12 protein-coding genes are annotated in these 18,131 nt (G+C 41.9%); 9 read left to right on the forward strand and 3 right to left on the reverse strand.

Annotated features, from left to right (window positions below):
- Positions 1 to 8: 8 nt before the first annotated feature.
- From LI149_RS04920 to LI149_RS04930, 3 genes are all read right to left on the reverse strand, one after another.
- On the reverse strand, positions 9 to 1,109 hold the full coding sequence (locus LI149_RS04920) for a uroporphyrinogen decarboxylase family protein (RefSeq protein WP_227143029.1): 1,101 nt from the start codon (positions 1,107 to 1,109) through the stop codon (positions 9 to 11).
- Positions 1,110 to 1,130: 21 nt separating this feature from the next.
- Positions 1,131 to 2,456, reverse strand: a complete 1,326-nt coding sequence (locus LI149_RS04925; protein WP_117495717.1) for a Na+/H+ antiporter NhaC family protein — start codon at positions 2,454 to 2,456, stop codon at positions 1,131 to 1,133.
- Positions 2,457 to 2,798: 342 nt separating this feature from the next.
- Entirely contained in the window at positions 2,799 to 3,539 is a 741-nt protein-coding gene (locus LI149_RS04930) for a GTP pyrophosphokinase family protein (protein WP_331464034.1), read from the reverse strand.
- 344 nt (positions 3,540 to 3,883) lie between these two features.
- Between LI149_RS04930 and LI149_RS04935 the strand changes: the two genes are divergently transcribed.
- From LI149_RS04935 to gltB, 9 genes are all read left to right on the forward strand, one after another.
- The gene (locus LI149_RS04935; protein WP_117495719.1) at positions 3,884 to 4,465 is read left to right on the forward strand and encodes a M48 family metallopeptidase; all 582 of its coding nucleotides are present in this window, start codon (positions 3,884 to 3,886) and stop codon (positions 4,463 to 4,465) included.
- A gap of 149 nt (positions 4,466 to 4,614) precedes the next feature.
- Positions 4,615 to 5,712: a sugar kinase gene (locus tag LI149_RS04940; protein ID WP_040015662.1), complete on the forward strand. Its 1,098-nt coding sequence runs from the start codon at positions 4,615 to 4,617 to the stop codon at positions 5,710 to 5,712.
- A gap of 40 nt (positions 5,713 to 5,752) precedes the next feature.
- Complete coding sequence (locus LI149_RS04945) at positions 5,753 to 7,147, forward strand: MATE family efflux transporter (protein WP_227143031.1); 1,395 nt, start codon at positions 5,753 to 5,755, stop codon at positions 7,145 to 7,147.
- A 35-nt stretch (positions 7,148 to 7,182) separates the two neighbouring features.
- Complete coding sequence (locus LI149_RS04950) at positions 7,183 to 8,667, forward strand: DUF512 domain-containing protein (RefSeq protein ID WP_117495722.1); 1,485 nt, start codon at positions 7,183 to 7,185, stop codon at positions 8,665 to 8,667.
- A gap of 124 nt (positions 8,668 to 8,791) precedes the next feature.
- Positions 8,792 to 10,132: a uracil-xanthine permease family protein gene (locus LI149_RS04955; RefSeq protein WP_168934088.1), complete on the forward strand. Its 1,341-nt coding sequence runs from the start codon at positions 8,792 to 8,794 to the stop codon at positions 10,130 to 10,132.
- 115 nt (positions 10,133 to 10,247) lie between these two features.
- Positions 10,248 to 11,324: a 16S rRNA (cytosine(1402)-N(4))-methyltransferase RsmH gene (rsmH, locus tag LI149_RS04960; RefSeq protein WP_173785809.1), complete on the forward strand. Its 1,077-nt coding sequence runs from the start codon at positions 10,248 to 10,250 to the stop codon at positions 11,322 to 11,324.
- A 95-nt stretch (positions 11,325 to 11,419) separates the two neighbouring features.
- The gene (locus LI149_RS04965) at positions 11,420 to 12,436 is read left to right on the forward strand and encodes a tRNA-dihydrouridine synthase (protein WP_227143032.1); all 1,017 of its coding nucleotides are present in this window, start codon (positions 11,420 to 11,422) and stop codon (positions 12,434 to 12,436) included.
- Positions 12,437 to 12,546: 110 nt separating this feature from the next.
- The gene (locus LI149_RS04970) at positions 12,547 to 13,452 is read left to right on the forward strand and encodes a CPBP family intramembrane glutamic endopeptidase (protein ID WP_117980585.1); all 906 of its coding nucleotides are present in this window, start codon (positions 12,547 to 12,549) and stop codon (positions 13,450 to 13,452) included.
- 134 nt (positions 13,453 to 13,586) lie between these two features.
- Positions 13,587 to 18,125, forward strand: coding sequence for a glutamate synthase large subunit (gene gltB / locus LI149_RS04975; protein WP_227143033.1), 4,539 nt, complete (start codon positions 13,587 to 13,589; stop codon positions 18,123 to 18,125).
- The last annotated feature ends 6 nt before the right edge of the window (positions 18,126 to 18,131 follow it).

Consider the following 18,131-nt stretch of genomic DNA (forward strand, 5'->3'; position numbering starts at 1 on the left):
ATGGAGGATTAATCCTCCATCCTTAATAAATCCTGATCGATCGGATAATGCCCGAAGATACGGGCTGCATCCATAAGTGCAGTCATATTTTCTTCTGGTGTGAACATCGGAGTCTGGCATCCGGATGTCAGCACGAAACCTTTCGGGGAGTCATAAGCTTTCCGGATACTTTCTCTGGATGCGCGAAGAACATCGTAAGGAGTTCCAAGACGCATGACTTCTACAGGAGGGACATTTCCCTGAATGCACATATATGGTCCGAGGATTTCCTTGGCTTCTGCCATATCCTCGACATTGTCCGGACCAAATGTACCGATTCCGGTCGGAATCAGAAGTTCCCATAATTTACGGCTTGTACCACAGATATGAAGACCACATCCCCCACCCTGGCTTTTGATAAAGTCTACATTCTTTTGGAAAAATGGAAGTGAAAATTTCTCATATTGTTTCACACGAAGAAGAGAAGTGGAGCTTACCGGATCTGCAAATCCAACTCCTACGCCCATGTCCAGGAGTCTTTGGATGTAACGGTTATTATTTTCTGTAATGATGTCCATCATTTGAAGGACTTTATCCGGTTGTTTTACCATACCTTTCAGAAGATTTTCTGTTCCAACAAGCATTGAGGCAACGGTAAATGGTCCAGTGACAGTCCCGCTCACAGGGACTTTGTCTCCAAGTCTTTCTTTGACCATTTTCAGACCTTTTAAAATAATAGGAAGGCGTCCGTCTTCATCTACATTTATCAGTTTTAATTTGTCTGCTTCATCCAGACTTGAAATGGCAGGAGTCTCGAGCTGGGCAATGTTGTAATCAGAATATTTGATTTTTGATCCCATAGCCTCAGCCATGCCGCGCAAGGTTGTGGACAGACCGGCTCCGTCAGAGTGGAACTTATTATAGATATATTCCTCGAGTTCACACATTTTCTCGGCAGAAAAGTAATATTCCGGAAGAGTACAGCCAATCAGGGGAGCCAATGTCTCCCCTGAATCTATGCAGCACATAATCCGGTCTACGTCTTTTCCTTCATTCAGCAATTTGTTACGTTCAATTGCGGTCAGTTCATCTTTTGGAACTTTCAGACCTTTTAAGTACTGTTCTATCATATTTTTTTATAACCTCACATATTAGTTTGTTGCTTTTTTCGTATCTACACCTTTTGCAAAGAAGATGGACAGGATTGCAAATGCCATCAGGATGAACTGATACCAGCACTGCGTGATTACCTGGAACGGGCTGTTCAGATTCTCCATAAGAGCGCAGGCAAATAAAATCTGTGCACCATATGGCAGGATTCCCTGGAAAGCACAGGCAAAGATGTCGAGAAGGGAAGCGGTACGTTTTGGATCCACACCGTATTCCTTACTGATATCTTTTGCAATTGTACTGTCGATCAGGATTGCAACTGTGTTATTGGCTGTTGCAATGTTAGTCAGAGAAGTCATGACAGCGATACCGAGCTCTGCAGTCTGACGGTTCTTGATAACTTTGCTGATTTTCTGAAGAAGCCATTCTAAGCCGCCTTCTTTTTCTACCATTTTAGCAAGACCACCTGTGATCATAGATAACAGGAAGATTTCGAACATTCCGGAAAAGCCGTTATAAACATTGTTGGCAAGTTCCAGTGCGGAAAAGCTTCCGGTTGCAAGACCGATAGCACCGGAGAACAGGATTCCGCCAGTCAGAACTGCGAATACATTGACACCGAGCAGTGATGCAACCAGTACGAAGATGTATGGCAGAACTTTTATAATATTGTAAGAGTATTCCTGTACTGCAGGTAAAGTTTCCGGACGACCGAAAATCAGTAATAAAACAAATGTTACAAGTGCAGCAGGAAGAGCAATCTTAAAGTTGGCACGGAATTTGTCTTTCATCTCTACATCCTGTGTTCGTGTGGCAGCGATGGTTGTATCGGAAATCATGGATAAGTTATCTCCAAACATAGATCCACCGATCGTAGCACCTACCACGAGGAACTGATTGAGTCCACCGGCCTGTGCAAGTCCAAGTGCAATTGGTGTTACAGCAGTAACCGTTCCAACAGAAGTTCCTGTTGAGATGGAAATGAATGCTGATATTACGAAAACACCTGCAGCGATGAACTGTGGAGGAATGAAAGTCATACCCAGATTTACAACGGAGTCAACACCGCCCATTGCGGAAGAAACAGATGTAAATGCTCCGGCAAACAAGAAGACCATACACATGATCATGATATTTTCTTCTCCACAACCGTGAAGGAAAACAGATAACTTGTCATCAAATTTTCCCTTGAACATAGCAAAAGCAACAATAATACCGATAAATGAAGCAATTGGAGTAGGTAGCTGATAGAATGCCATCTCAACACCCATCGCATTCAAGGTGATTCCTGTAGCCAGGTAAACCCCTACAAATACTGCGAAAGGAATGAGCGCCAGACCGTTCGCTTTTTTCTGATTTGGTTCCATTTTATAATTCTCCTTTAAAATAACCTTGTTTTGTTGTTGTTTAAAAAGTAGTCTTGATCAAAACGCGTTTTTCTAATGCAAGGCATATTGTACAGGAAAATGTAAAAAATATCAAATAGATTTGTGTAATAATACTAGATGACATATCGGCGATATTAATAAATATTATAGTTAGATATAGGGAAAAGCTATGATTGAGTAATAGATGAATAGTATTTGATCAATTAAATGATGCCAGGGTTGTGGGAGTGCAAAGCACGGAACAATCCGTAGGCATCATAGTTGGGGCTTTTGCCCCAACTATGATATAAAGATAATCGGAATCATTTGGAGAAATCAAGTCTAAATCAGCTCTCCGAGAAATGGGATTTTTTCTTCTTTTGGTACATTTTTCGAGATAACATCACGGACATTCTGCATACGACGGTCGAGGTCGGCGCTGATTTCGGCACATTCCAGCATCTCATTCTGGAGATAGAGAGCTTTGTCTTCCGGAATATTTTTTTTATAGCGGATCTTGTGATCCAGACTTGCCCAGAAATCCATGGCTATGGTTCGAAGCTGAACTTCTACAGTAACCATGCGCTTTTCGTCCTGAAGAAAGATTGGCACGCTGATAATCAGATGAAGACTTCGATATCCGCCCGGTTTTGGGTTTTTTATGTAATCCTTTTTTTCAATCAGTGTGATGTCATCCTGATTTAACAGGCAGTCGGCAAGCATGTAGATGTCATCAGGAAAAGAACAGACGACGCGTACTCCGGCAATATCGTGAATATTCTCTTCAATAGAAGAGAGTGTCAGAGGGATTTCTTTCCGGCGGACTTTTTTTATAAGGCTCTCCCAGGATTTGACACGGGATTTGATGTCTTCAATCGGGTTGCGGTCGTATTCCAGAGAATACTGATGATCCAGAACACGGAATTTTGTCTCTACTTCCATAATTGCGCAGGCATAGTAAGAGAGCAGTTTGTCCATTGGTTTTTTGTTCTTCTGTATAAAATCAATAAACTCATCCGACATCAGATTGTTGCGGATGAATTCTTCTTTTCTTTTTTCAATGAGTTTTTCTATAGGTCTCAAAATCTTAGTGCTCCTTTCTTTTATCAATACAGCATACATAATTCAAAAATTATGTATTTAGCTAGCCTCCGGCAGGATTGCAGAGGTGCACAGTAGAAGTATGTCATGCAATTGCATGACGCGCACCTCGCAGCAAGAATGCCTCGGCATTCTTGAATGGATTTTTACAATCCCATCAGGCATCATAATCATACCATGATATGAAAAGATAATCTATCCTACAATTGTTAATTAATGTCAGATTTGGTATGATTATGAGAAGAAAAAGAGAACCTTATCTTAATAATAAAAGGAAGACGATAGATGTGTTGTGCGATTGTGAAACTGATATATGGTGGTGAATTATGGATCAAATGAAAATATATAGGGTAGAACAGAAAAATGAAGAACCGGTAGAGGTACAGATCATCCGCTCATCCAGACGTTCGATGGGACTTCAGGTGAAAGCAGATGGGACGGTCTGTGCCAGAGTTCCGATGCAGGTGATGGATTATGCTGTGCAGGAATTTATTGAGGGACATGCAGATTGGATATTTAAGAAGAGAAAACTGGTTCTTTCAAGAGACAACCGCCCGGATATTGTGTATCTTCCGGAAGTGACAGAAGAAAGCGATAGAGAGCGTATACAGACATTTATAGAAGAAAAGGTGTCGTATTACGCATCTGTTATGGGTGTCAGTTACGGACGGATCACTATGCGGAATCAGAAGACCAGATGGGGAAGCTGTAGCAGTGAAGGAAATCTCAATTTTAATTGCAGACTGTTGTTTGTGCCGGACCGGATTGTGGATTATGTAGTGATCCATGAGCTGGCACACCGCAGATTTATGAATCATTCGAAAGCATTCTGGAAAGAAGTGGAGAAGTATATGCCGGATTACAAAGAGCAGAAGAAACTGCTGTCAAGATTTGCTATAAAGCATTAATTTTTATAGAAATTCACGGTTTTTGCAGGTTTTCCCTATTTTCGAGTATTTCGTGCTGGATTTTCCAGAGTGTTGATTGTATAATAGTACCGATGATGATATATGGATTACTTATAATTTTAATAATTTAATCCTAGGAGGAAATGAAAATGAATCTGAATTTAAGACCAAAAGAGGAGTGCCAGTTTGACGCAGTATCATTAGGTGAGGTTATGCTTCGTCTTGATCCGGGTGAGGGAAGAATCCGTACAGCAAGAAACTTCCGTGCATGGGAAGGCGGCGGAGAGTACAACGTTGTCCGCGGACTTAGAAGATGTTTCGGTATGAAGACTGCAGTTATCACAGCATTTGCTGATAACGAAGTTGGCAAACTGATGGAGGACTTTATTCTTCAGGGTGGAGTAGATACATCTTTAATTAACTGGAAGAAGACAGACGGAATCGGACGTATCTGCAGAAATGGTATCAACTTTACAGAGCGTGGATTTGGTATCCGTGGTGCAGTAGGATGCTCTGACCGTGCGAATACAGCAATCGCTCAGGCAACACCGGAAGATTTTGATTTTGATTATATCTTTGGTGAGCTTGGAGTTCGCTGGTTACATACAGGCGGAATCTATGCGGCTCTTTCCGAGCAGTCATGTGAGACTGTACTTGCAGCTATCAAGGCAGCTAAGAAGTATGGAACAATCGTATCTTACGATCTGAACTACCGTCCTTCTATGTGGAGTGCAATCGGTGGACAGGAGAAAGCTCAGGAAGTGAACAAAGAGATCGCAAAATATGTAGACGTTATGATCGGTAACGAGGAAGACTTTACAGCATGCCTCGGATTTGAGATTGAGGGTAACGACAAAGATCTCAAGCAGCTTAATCTTGACGGATACAAGAAGATGATCAATGAAGCAGCTAAGACATACCCGAACTTCAAAGCTGTTGCAACAACTCTTCGTGAGGTTAAGACAGCTACAGTGAACGACTGGAGCGCTATCTGCTGGGCAGATGGAGAAATCCACAAAGCAAAAGACTACAAGGGACTTGAAATCATGGACCGTGTAGGTGGAGGAGACTCTTTCGCATCAGGACTTATCTATGGACTGATGACAACAGAGGATGCAGAGCTTGCGGTTAACTACGGAGCAGCTCACGGAGCACTTGCTATGACAACACCTGGAGACACAACTATGGCTAGCAAGAAAGAAGTAGAAGCTATCATGGGTGGTGCAGGAGCAAGAGTTCAGAGATAGTTCATACATTGGTTTTAGCAGAAAGAGTAAATGTTATTCTATGAGGGAATTGACGAAGGGCAGTCCGGCAAAGGTTATAATGACCTTTGCCCTGCCCATTATTTTTGGAAATCTTTTACAACAATTATATAATCTGGCAGATGGTAAAATTGTCAGCACTTATGTAGGGACACAGGCATTTGCAGCAGTTGGTGCAACAGCAGTTATTGCGAATCTGATTATTGGTTTTGTGAATGGAGTGACCCAGGGATTTGGAATTCCGATATCCAGATGTTTTGGAGCAGGAGATTATAAGAATATGCGACGTTATGTGGCAGGAAGTTTTATTATGACAGTTGCAATGACGCTGATTCTTACAGTAGGTGCGCTTCTTGGGATAGAAGGGCTTTTGCATATATTGGACACACCGGCAGATATTATGGAAGAGGCACTTCAATATATCCGAATTATTATTATGGGGACAGCATTCATTTCTCTTTACAATTACAGTGCCAATATATTGAGAGCGGTCGGAGAAAGCCGGATTCCGCTTTTATGCCTTGCAGTTGCAGTCATTTTGAACATTTTTCTGGATATTCTTTTTGTGCATACATTTTCCATGGGACTTCGCGGTGCAGCGCATGCGACCAATATTGCCCAGTGTATTGCAGGAGTTCTGTGTATGGCATACTTGCTTTTTAGGTTCCGGGAACTTGTACCAAAGGGGCAGGAATGGCAGATGCAGAGGAGAAAGTATCAGGAGATGACCGTATTTGGAATTTCACTTGGTATGATGTCCTGTTTTGTGAGTATCGGTACCGTGATTTTCCAGACTGCAGTAAACAGACTTGGTACGAAGATTGTGACGGCGCATATTGCGGCAAGAAGAATCGAGGAACTGACCAATGTTCCGATGCTGTGTACAGGCATGGCTATGACGACTTATGCCAGCCAGAATCTGGGGGCAGGAGAATATGACCGGATAAAAAAGGGAATCCATCAGGCATTTGTGATCGTACTTGTGCAGGGAGTTATATTTACCACATTTTGCTGGATATTTGGACACCCATTGATTCATTGGATCACAAGCAGTAATGATACCTATATTTTGGATACGGCATACCGTTATCTGACAAGAAATACGTCATTTTATTTTGTACTTGGACCACTGTTTGTATTGCGCTGTTCTCTTCAGGGGCTGGAACATAAAGTCATTCCGGTGGCGTCCAGTATTCTGGAACTTGTGTTGAAAATAGTATCCACGATCTGGATCGTGCCAGTTTTGGGATACACTGGAGTTATCTATACAGAGCCGATTATCTGGATTTTTATGACATTGATGCTGATTGGCGGATATGTAAGGGCTCTGAAGCAGATCAACGAAGCAGAGCACATAAAAAGTGCAAGAAATGCGAAAGCTGAAAATGAAAAGATAAACGTTGATAACAGATTATAAATGATAAATAACGAAGAAAGGAGGATGGAATCCAGATGAAGAAGGTAGAACATTTGATTAAGGAAGTCTATCCGGGCTCCATCGCAGAAGAATTGGAGATTGAACCGGGAGATGTACTGCTGTCGATCAATGATCAGTCAATTGAAGATGTGTTTGATTATCGTTATATGATAAAGGACGAATATATAGAAGTGCTTATTCGCAAACCGGATGGAGAAGAATGGGTTCTGGAAATCGACAAGGATTACGATGACGATCTTGGTATCGAATTCGAGAATCAGTTGATGAGTGATTACAAATCATGCAGCAATAAATGCATTTTTTGTTTTATTGATCAGATGCCGCCGAATATGCGAGAGACCTTATATTTTAAAGATGATGATTCCAGACTTTCTTTCTTACAGGGAAATTATATTACGCTGACTAATATGAAAGAAAAGGACGTAGACCGCATTATCAAGATGCAGCTGGCGCCGATCAACATTTCCGTGCAGACTACGAACCCGGAACTTCGTTGTAAAATGCTGAATAACCGATTTGCAGGAGAAAAGTTGAAATTTTTAGATCAGCTTTATGAAGGTCATGTGGAGATGAATGGTCAGATCGTGTGTTGTAAAGGTGTGAATGATGGAAAAGAGCTGGAACGCACGATGGACGATCTGTCAAAATATCTTCCGTTTATGCGCAGTGTCTCTGTTGTGCCTGCGGGTATCACGAAGTACAGAGACAATCTTTATCCGCTGGAACTTTTTACGAAAGAAGAGGCTGGAGAGATTATTGATATGATCGAGAGCCGTCAGAAAAAATATTATGAAGAATATGGACTTCATTTTATGCATGCAAGCGATGAATGGTATATTACCGCTGGACGTGATTTTCCGGAAGAAGAGCGGTATGACGGATATATCCAGTTGGAAAATGGTGTCGGTATGATGCGGCTTTTCATTACAGAATTCACGGAAGCGCTTGAGCAGGTGAAAAGCAATCCTGGATATCTCAAAATGCGTGAAGAAGTGAAGCGCACGGTCACAATCGCGACCGGAAAATTGACTTACGCAACCATTTGTTCATTTGCAGAGCGTATGATGGAGGCATTTCCGGGACTTCAGATCCATGTATTTGCCATAAGGAATGATTTCTTTGGTGAGACAATTACCGTATCCGGACTGATTACCGGACAGGATCTGACTGCTCAGATAAAAGAGTACCAGGAGAATAGTAGGAAACATTTTGTGGAAAAAATCTCTGATGCGAAGAAATTTGTGGATAACATAGGAAGTGCTGATAAAAATGTGCATGGATTAGGAGAAGATCTCATTATTCCATGTAACATGCTTCGTACCGGAGAAAGAGTATTTTTGGATGACTGGACTGTGGAAGACGTGGAACAGAAGCTCGGAATGCGGCTTATTCCAATAGAATCTGGTGGAGGAGATTTTGTCGAGGCAATTCTGAATCCGGAATATAGTATGGAGCGTACCAATGATAATTTTGTCTATGTAAAGGCGTATGACAGATAATGTAATTGAAAAATAAGTATGACTAAAAAATAACATTAAAAAAAGTAATGAGCCAGAGGGTGTCCAAATAGAAGCGTTGCATTATATAATGTATGAGTTGAAAAAATGATTCAGGAGGAAAAGAATGGATACAAAAGAAGCAAAACAGTCTGTTCAGATGGACAAAGCATTGTTTGATTTTTACGGGAAGCCTTCCATTGGACAATCACTGCCACTTGCGATACAGCACGTACTGGCTATGATCGTCGGCTGCGTAACGCCTTCTATTATCGTGGCAGGCGTAGCAGGTCTTTCACAGGAAGACTCTGTGATTCTTATTCAGGCAGCACTTGTGATGTCTGCATTGACGACATTGATTCAGTTATTTCCGTTTATTAAGACAAAATGGTTCACTATCGGAGCTGGACTTCCGGTCATGATGGGAATCAGTTTCGCATATGTGCCAAGTATGCAGGCAATTGCCGCGGATTTTGATATTGCAACGATTCTTGGAGCGCAGATTGTTGGTGGTATCATTGCACTTTTAGTGGGATTAAATATTAAGAGGATCCGCAAGTTCTTCCCGCCGCTTATTACCGGTACGGTAGTGTTTTCTATTGGATTATCTTTGTATCCGACCGCGATCAATTATATGGCCGGAGGAGCCAGCAGTGAAAATTACGGTTCATGGAAGAACTGGCTCGTAGCAATTATTACATTGATTATTGTAACGACACTTAATCATTTTGGAAAAGGTATCTGGAAACTGGCATCTATCTTAATTGGAATTATTGGTGGATATATTGTAGCACTTTGTTTTGGAATGGTAGATTTTTCTTCGGTTGCACAAGCGGCAATCTTCCAGCTTCCGAAGCCGATGCATTTTGGAATTAAGTTTGAGCCTTCATCTTGCGTAGCACTTGGTATTTTGTTTGCTATTAACTCTGTGCAGGCAATTGGAGATTTCTCTGCAACTACAACAGGTTCTATGGATCGTATGCCGACAGATACGGAATTATCCGGTGGTATTGTAGGCTATGGAATCAGCAATATTTTTTGCGCATTTTTCGGTGGACTTCCGACAGCAACTTACAGCCAGAATGTAGGTATTGTATCTACAACAAAAGTTATCAGCCGCAGAGTGCTTGGAATTGCTGCTGCAATTCTGATGGCGGCCGGATTGATTCCGAAATTTTCATCAATACTGACTACGATTCCTTATTGCGTGCTGGGAGGAGCAACAATTTCTGTATTTGCATCAATTGCAATGACAGGTATGAAGCTGATTACAACAGAGCCGATGGATTTCCGCAATACAACAGTTGTTGGACTTGCAGTTGCAGTCGGCATGGGTGTGACTCAGGCAAGTGCATCACTGGCACAGTTCCCGGACTGGGTAACGACTATATTTGGAAAATCACCGGTAGTTCTTGCAACTATTGTAGCGATTGTGTTAAACTTAACTCTGCCAAAAGCAAAGAAGTAGATTTTGAGTTTGTTGGACGGGGGTTTTTAAAAGAGGGTAACCCTTTTTTGAAAGCCTCCGTTTTGTAGTGTTTATCGATTTTAGGAAAAGTAACAGTTTGTTGGAGAATGTGAATATGGAAGAACAAAAAAGCGGACAAGAATCAGGAAAACAGGGGCAAAAGCCTCATAAGAGAAGAAAGCGTTATTCCGGGACGCATCCGAAAAAGTATGAAGAAAAATATAAGGAATTAAATCCTGAAAAATATGGAGATACGATTGAAAAGGTCATAGGAAAGGGCAGCACTCCGGCAGGTATGCATATTTCCATTTGTGTGCAGGAGATTCTGGATTTTCTGGACATCAAACCGGGACAGCATGGACTGGATGCAACACTTGGCTATGGCGGACACACAAGAAAGATGTTGGAAAAGCTGGAAGGACATGGTCACATTTATGGTCTTGACGTGGATCCGATTGAGTCCGAGAAGACAAAAAAGAGACTGCGTGATCTTGGATATGGAGAAGATATTTTGACTGTGAAATTATGCAATTTTGCAGACATTGACAAAGTGGCAGAAGAACATGGAAAGTTTGACTTTGTACTGGCAGATCTTGGTGTATCCTCTATGCAGATCGATAACCCGGAACGCGGTTTTACTTACAAATTTGACGGACCTTTGGATTTGCGCATGAACCCACAAAAAGGAGAAAGTGCGGCACAGCGTTTGAAAAGCATGGACGCAGAAGAAATAGAAGGAATGCTGGTGGAAAACTCTGATGAACCATACGCAGCAGAGATAACAGAAGTGCTGATAAATTGGAGAAAACACGGGAAATCTCCGGAAACTACAACAGAATTAAAAGAAGCAATCGAAGAAGCTCTGACATTTCTTCCGGAGAAAGAGAAAAAAGAGGCGGTCAAGAAATCATGTCAGAGAACATTCCAGGCACTTCGCATCGATGTGAACCAGGAATTTGAAGTGTTATATGCATTCTTAGATAAACTGCCACAAGTCATGAACCCAGGTGGAAGAATTGCAATCCTGACCTTTCATTCCGGGGAAGACAGACTTGTGAAACGAGCTTTTAAAGAAGGAAAAAAAGCAGGAATTTACAGCGAAATCTGTAAAGACGTGATTCGTCCATCAGCACAGGAATGCGCAAGAAATCCACGCGCAAAATGCACAAAAATGAGATGGGCAATTATTTAACAAAGGATGTAGTGAAATGTTAAAGTACTACGTCCCCATCATTGATTTGTGGTGTCACCTTTGTGCATTGTGAATAAAAATGGGAAGGATTTTTTGTGAAGTATTACCTTGCTCCGCTTGAGGGGATTACAACTTATATATATCGTCGGGCTTATCATCAGCATTTTGCACCGATGGATAAGTATTTTACGCCCTTTCTGGTACCACATACGAAGAAGGGGTTCAGTACGAAGGAGAAGAATGATGTGATGCCAGAGCACAGTCCGGGCATGAATCTTGTGCCACAGATTATGAGCAATCAGGCGGAGTCATTTTTACATACGGTTGAGAAACTGAAGGCCTATGGTTATGAAGAGGTGAATCTGAACCTGGGCTGCCCTTCAAAGACAGTTGTGTCTAAAGGGCGTGGTTCTGGATTTCTTGCAGATCCGGACGGATTGGATCGGTTTTTGGATGAGATTTTTAAAAAATGTGATGTGAAAATTTCTATTAAGACAAGAATTGGAAAAGATGATCCGGAAGAATTTGCGCGGCTTCTTGATATTTACAATCAGTATCCGGTAGAGGAACTGATTATTCATCCGCGGGTACAGAAGGATTTTTATAAAAATCAACCGAATCTTGGTGCGTTTCATGATGCGGTGGAGGAAAGTAAGATTCCGCTTTGCTATAACGGAGATATTTTTACGCCAGAAAGTTATGAAGAGATGAAACGGGAATTTCCGCAGGTAGATACCTTTATGCTTGGAAGAGGGATTTTAATGAATCCGGCTCTGCTTGACCTTATCCGTATGAGAGAAAAAACAGATGTGAAAAAGACAACTGATATAGATGTGACTGAGTGGAAAAAAGAAGAAACGTCACGAAAAATGCAGAGTGCAGACAGATATAAAAAGGAAATCCATGCATTTCTTGAACAGATTAAATGTGATTATCTGGAAGTGGGAATGGGTGAGAAAAATACGTTATTTAAGTTAAAAGAGCTGTGGGCATATATGGGACAGAACGCTCCGGAAGCGAAGAAGGCGCTGAAAAGGATCCGGAAATCTCAGAGTATGGCAGATTACGACAGTGCCAGCCGGGAAGCGTTGGAAGATTTCATACTTTTTTAATTGCATCTGCTGTAGAAAAGAAGTACAATTAACATCGTGCCGAATAGAGGAGTTTTCGGTGAAGGTACAATGAAAAGTGGATCAGCAGCAAAAGGAAAGGAAGTAAATAGATGGAACAGAAAACAAGAGGCGGGAGAGGCTTCTGGTATATCTGGGGATCTGTGCTTATCAAACTGGGAATTGCATATCTTGTATATATGGCGGCGGTATCACTTCTTGCAGGCGTACATCTGATGCAGATGACAGGTGGAGATGCAGATGCGATGATGCAGATTGCGCAGAGTACAGCACAGTCCGGAAAATTATATGATCAGATCACAAATGAGCTAATGAACTGGGCTGTTTATATTGAGGGCGTGGCAGCGCTGATTACGATTCCAGTCATGTTATTTTTATTTCACAGAGACAGCAGAAAAGAAAAAGAGCTTGGGATTGTAACGGAAAAAGCGTCAATTTGGAAATATATTGCAATTATAGTGATGTTTGCAGTTATGGCACTTGGGCTTAATAATCTGATATTTTTAAGTAATCTGTCAGCAGCGAGTGAAACTTATTCCGATACAATGCAGACTTTATACGGACAGGGATTTGCAGTGCAGATTCTCGTGCTTGGAATTTTGATGCCGACATGTGAAGAACTGGTGTACAGAGGACTTGTCTATAAAAGATTACGTTATACTTCACCGTTTTGGGCAGCGGCTTTGTATTCATCACTCGTATTTGCATTTACCCATGGCAATCTTGTCCAGGGACTTTATGGTTTTATCATGGGCATGATGTTCTGTTATGTGTATGAAAAATATGGTTCTGTGAAAGCACCGATACTTGCGCATATTACAGCGAATATCCTGTCAGTGGTTGGAACGCAGTTCCAATGGTTCGACTGGTTGTTCAAAGATCCGATGCGTGTCGGAATTTCAACAGTGTTATGTGCATTTATTGCATCAAGTATTTATGTTATGATTCAGAGATTGAACACAGATACAACTAAAAATAATAGCCAAAACGAGGGGTAGTTATCAGACTACTCCTTTTACAATCATAAAATATCTAATTATCTGACAATTTAAAAAGAAGTTTTTATTTACAAATTTGAAAAATGGGTGTATAGTAGGAAAAAATAAAAAATGTAAGAAAGGACTCAGATATTATGAACGGGCAACAGCGACAGAAAAATGCTGGCTTGTATCGTCCTTCGTTTGAACACGATAACTGTGGTATTGGAGCAATCGTCAATATCAAGGGCCAGAAAAGTCACGATACCGTGGCGAATGCATTAAAGATTGTAGAACAATTAGAACATAGAGCGGGCAAAGATGCCGAAGGTAAGACAGGTGATGGAGTAGGAATTCTGTTACAGATTTCTCACAAGTTTTTCTCCAAAGTCTGTAAACCTTTCGGCATCTTTTTAGGTTCTGAGAGAGATTACGGCGTAGGTATGTTTTTCTTCCCTCAGGACGAACTGAAAAGAAATCAGGCAAAGAATATCTTTGAAGTGATTGTGGAAAAAGAAGGAATGGAATTCCTGGGCTGGCGAGAAGTACCGGTACATCCGGATGTGCTTGGAAGTCGTGCAGTAGAGTGTATGCCATGCATCATGCAGGGATTTATCAAGCGGCCGGAAAAGGTTGAAAAAGGAATTGACTTCGACAGACGTCTGTATGTGGTACGACGTGTCTTTGAGCAGAGCAGCGATGATACTTATGTAGCTTCACTGTCAAGCAGAACGATTGCTTATAAGGGAATGTTTCTGGTAGATCAGTTACGTCTCTTTTTTGCAGATCTTCAGGATAAGGATTATGAATCTGCCATTGCACTGGTTCATTCCAGATTCAGTACGAACACGAATCCAAGCTGGGAGAGAGCACATCCGAACCGTTTTATTGTACACAACGGCGAGATTAATACAATCCGTGGTAACAGGGATAAGATGCAGGCAAGAGAGGAAAATATGGAATCTGAAGATTTAAAAGGAGAACTTCACAAAGTCCTTCCGGCAATCAATGCCACAGGTTCTGACTCCGCTATGCTTGACAATGCCATTGAATTTATGGTCATGAGTGGCATGGAACTTCCACTGGCAGTTATGATTTCTATTCCGGAGCCGTGGGCAAATAATAAGAGCATGTCCCAGAAGAAGAAAGATTTCTATCAGTATTATGCAACAATGATGGAACCATGGGATGGTCCGGCATCAATTCTGTTCAGTGATGGAGATTGTATGGGAGCAGTTCTTGATAGAAACGGACTTCGCCCGTCCAGATATTACATTACAGATGATGATCAGTTGATTTTATCATCTGAGGTCGGAGTTATGGATATTGCACCAGAGAAAATCATAGTAAAAGAAAGACTTCGTCCAGGTAAAATGCTTCTGGTCGATACGGTTCAGGGACGTGTCATCGGAGACGAAGAGCTGAAAGAAATGTATGCGGACAGACAGCCTTATGGTGAGTGGCTGGACAGCAATCTGATTGAGCTTAAGAATCTGAAAATTCCGAACCAGTTAGTACCGACCTACAAACCAGAGGATCTTAAGAGACTTCAGAAAGCATTTGGTTATTCTTATGAGGAAGTAGAAACTTCTATCAAAAATATGGCACTCAACGGTGGAGAAGGAACTGCTGCCATGGGTATTGACACACCACTTGCAGTACTTTCGGATAAGCATCAGAACCTGTTCAATTATTTTAAACAGTTATTTGCACAAGTTACGAATCCACCGATTGACGCAATCCGTGAGGAAGTGGTAACATCCACGACTGTATACATCGGAGCAGACGGAAATCTTCTGGAAGAAAAAGCAGAAAACTGCAAGATGCTCAAGGTCAATAATCCAATCCTTACAAATGTTGACCTTCTGAAGATTAAGAACATGAAACAGGATGGATTCAAAATTGCAGAGATTCCGACTATTTATTATAAAAATTCCAGTCTGGAAAAAGCAATGGATTACCTGTTTATCGAAGTAGATCGTGCAATCCGTGACGGAGCGAATATTTTGATCCTTTCTGACCGTGGTGTTGACGAGTATCATGTGGCTATGCCGTCACTTCTGGCATTGTCCGGACTGCAACAGCATCTGGTGCGCACGAAGAAGAGAACTTCCGTTGCAATCATTCTTGAGACCGGAGAGCCAAGAGAAGTACATCATTTTGCGACATTACTTGGATATGGAGCATGCGCAGTCAATCCATATCTTGCACATGAGACAATCCGTCAGCTTATTGATACAGGCATGCTGCAGAAAGATTATTACGCTGCAGTTGATGATTACAATCACGGAATCTTAAGCGGCATTGTAAAAATTGCTTCTAAAATGGGTATTTCCACAATTCAGTCTTATCAGGGAGCAAAGATTTTCGAGGCCATTGGATTAAAAGAAGAATTTATTAACAAATATTTTACAGATACAGTCAGCCGTGTTGGCGGCATCGGTATTGAGGAGATTGCACAGGATTATCTTGCAAGACATTCTCAGGCATTTGATCCACTTGGACTGGAAGTAGATCTGACACTGGACAGTCTCGGACAACACAAATCCAGAAGCTGTGGCGAGGAACATCTGTACAATCCACGTACGATCCATATGCTTCAACAGTCTACAAGACTTGGCAATTATGAAATGTTTAAGCAGTACACAGATATGGTAAATGAAGAAGGTGCCCACATTAATCTGCGAGGTCAGCTTGATTTTAATTATCCGAAGAAAGGTATTCCGATTGAAGAAGTAGAGAGTGTGGATGAAATCGTTCAGCGATTCAAGACAGGTGCTATGTCCTACGGATCCATTTCCAAGGAGGCACATGAGACGCTTGCAATCGCCATGAACCGTCTGCATGGTAAATCCAACAGCGGTGAAGGCGGTGAAGAAATCGAGCGTCTGGATACAGAAAAATGTTCTGCAATTAAGCAAGTCGCTTCCGGACGATTTGGTGTAACAAGCAGATATCTTGTCAGCGCAAAAGAGATTCAGATTAAAATGGCACAGGGTGCAAAACCAGGAGAAGGTGGACATCTTCCAGGAGGAAAGGTCTATCCGTGGATTGCCAAGACAAGACATTCTACGCCAGGTGTCAGCCTGATCTCACCACCACCGCATCACGATATTTACTCTATCGAGGATCTGGCACAGCTCATTTACGACTGTAAAAATGCAAATAAAGACGCAAGGATTTCCGTAAAACTTGTATCTGAAGCAGGTGTTGGAACTGTCGCAGCCGGAGTCGCAAAAGCAGGAGCCGGACTGATCCTGATCTCTGGATATGATGGAGGAACCGGAGCGGCGGCTAAGAGTTCTATCCACAATGCAGGACTTCCTTGGGAGCTTGGACTTGCGGAAACACATCAGACGTTGATCCAAAATGGACTGCGTGAACGTGTCCGTATTGAGACAGATGGAAAATTGATGAGTGGTCGTGACGTGGCAATTGCAGCAATCCTTGGAGCAGAGGAATTTGGATTTGCGACAGCACCACTTGTAACTATGGGATGCGTTATGATGCGGGTATGTAATCTGGATACATGTCCGGTTGGTGTGGCAACACAGAATCCGGAACTTCGCAAAAACTTCCGCGGAAAACCGGAATACGTCATCAACTTTATGAGATTCATCGCACAGAATCTGCGCGAATATATGGCAAAATTAGGTGTTCGTACGATTGATGAACTGGTTGGAAGGACTGACCTTCTGAAAGTCAAAGAAGTGCCGACATCTGATCGTGCAGCAACACTGGATTTAAGCCAGATCCTGCAAAACCCTTATGAGGGAACAAAGACACCAATGACTTATAATCCAAAGAAGATTTATGATTTCGAACTGGAGAAGACGCTGGACGAAAGAGTCCTTGTAAAAGAACTGCTTCCGGCACTTGAAAAGCATCAGAAGAGAAGCCTGGAAGTCGATGTCACGAACACCAACCGTACATTTGGAACAATTTTCGGATCAGAAATTACAAGAAGATATCCGGAAGGTGTAGAGGAAGACAGTTATGTGATCAAATGTACCGGAGCAGGCGGTCAATCATTTGGTGCATTTATTCCAAAGGGTCTGACACTGGAACTTGTAGGAGACGGCAATGATTATTTTGGTAAAGGTCTCTCAGGCGGAAAACTGATCGTGTATCCACCGAAGGGTGTTACATTTAAACACGAAGAGAATATTATAATAGGAAATGTTGCACTTTACGGAGCAACCAGTGGTAAAGCTTTTATCAATGGTGTGGCAGGTGAGCGTTTTGCAGTCCGAAACTCTGGCGCAAAAGCAGTTGTAGAAGGTGTTGGTGATCATGGATGTGAGTACATGACCGGCGGATGCGTTGTTGTTCTTGGCAAGACTGGAAAGAACTTTGCAGCCGGAATGAGCGGCGGTGTCGCTTATGTACTGGATCTGAACAGTGATCTTTATAAGAATATTAATAAGCAGATGGTAAATATTGAACGAGTAACTTCGAAGTTTGAAATCAACGAGTTGAAAGAAATGATCGAAGAGCATGTGGCTTATACGAATTCTGAGAGCGGAAAAGAAATTCTGGACCACTTTACCGATTATCTGCCGAAATTTAAGAAAATCATTCCGATTGATTACGAGAAAATGCTTTCTACTATCGTTCAGATGGAAGAACAGGGCATGAGCAGTGAGCAGGCTAGAATTGAAGCATTTTACGCAATTAAAGAAGGAAGAAGATAGGGGGCG

The sequence above is a fragment of the Dorea sp. 210702-DFI.3.17 genome (assembly GCF_020560825.1).
Lineage (GTDB): Bacteria > Bacillota > Clostridia > Lachnospirales > Lachnospiraceae > Dorea > Dorea formicigenerans.

Bases quoted from the DNA above. Each gene is read 5' to 3' on its own strand.
- LI149_RS04925 (WP_117495717.1), bottom strand. From the start codon at position 2,456: ATGGAACCAAATCAGAAAAAAGCGAACGGTCTGGCGCTCATTCCTTTC.
- LI149_RS04940 (WP_040015662.1), top strand. From the start codon at position 4,615: ATGAATCTGAATTTAAGACCAAAAGAGGAGTGCCAGTTTGACGCAGTA.
- LI149_RS04945 (WP_227143031.1), top strand. From the start codon at position 5,753: ATGAGGGAATTGACGAAGGGCAGTCCGGCAAAGGTTATAATGACCTTT.
- LI149_RS04950 (WP_117495722.1), top strand. From the start codon at position 7,183: ATGAAGAAGGTAGAACATTTGATTAAGGAAGTCTATCCGGGCTCCATC.
- LI149_RS04935 (WP_117495719.1), top strand. From the start codon at position 3,884: ATGGATCAAATGAAAATATATAGGGTAGAACAGAAAAATGAAGAACCG.
- LI149_RS04970 (WP_117980585.1), top strand. From the start codon at position 12,547: ATGGAACAGAAAACAAGAGGCGGGAGAGGCTTCTGGTATATCTGGGGA.
- gltB (WP_227143033.1), top strand. From the start codon at position 13,587: ATGAACGGGCAACAGCGACAGAAAAATGCTGGCTTGTATCGTCCTTCG.
- LI149_RS04920 (WP_227143029.1), bottom strand. From the start codon at position 1,109: ATGATAGAACAGTACTTAAAAGGTCTGAAAGTTCCAAAAGATGAACTG.
- LI149_RS04955 (WP_168934088.1), top strand. From the start codon at position 8,792: ATGGATACAAAAGAAGCAAAACAGTCTGTTCAGATGGACAAAGCATTG.
- rsmH (WP_173785809.1), top strand. From the start codon at position 10,248: ATGGAAGAACAAAAAAGCGGACAAGAATCAGGAAAACAGGGGCAAAAG.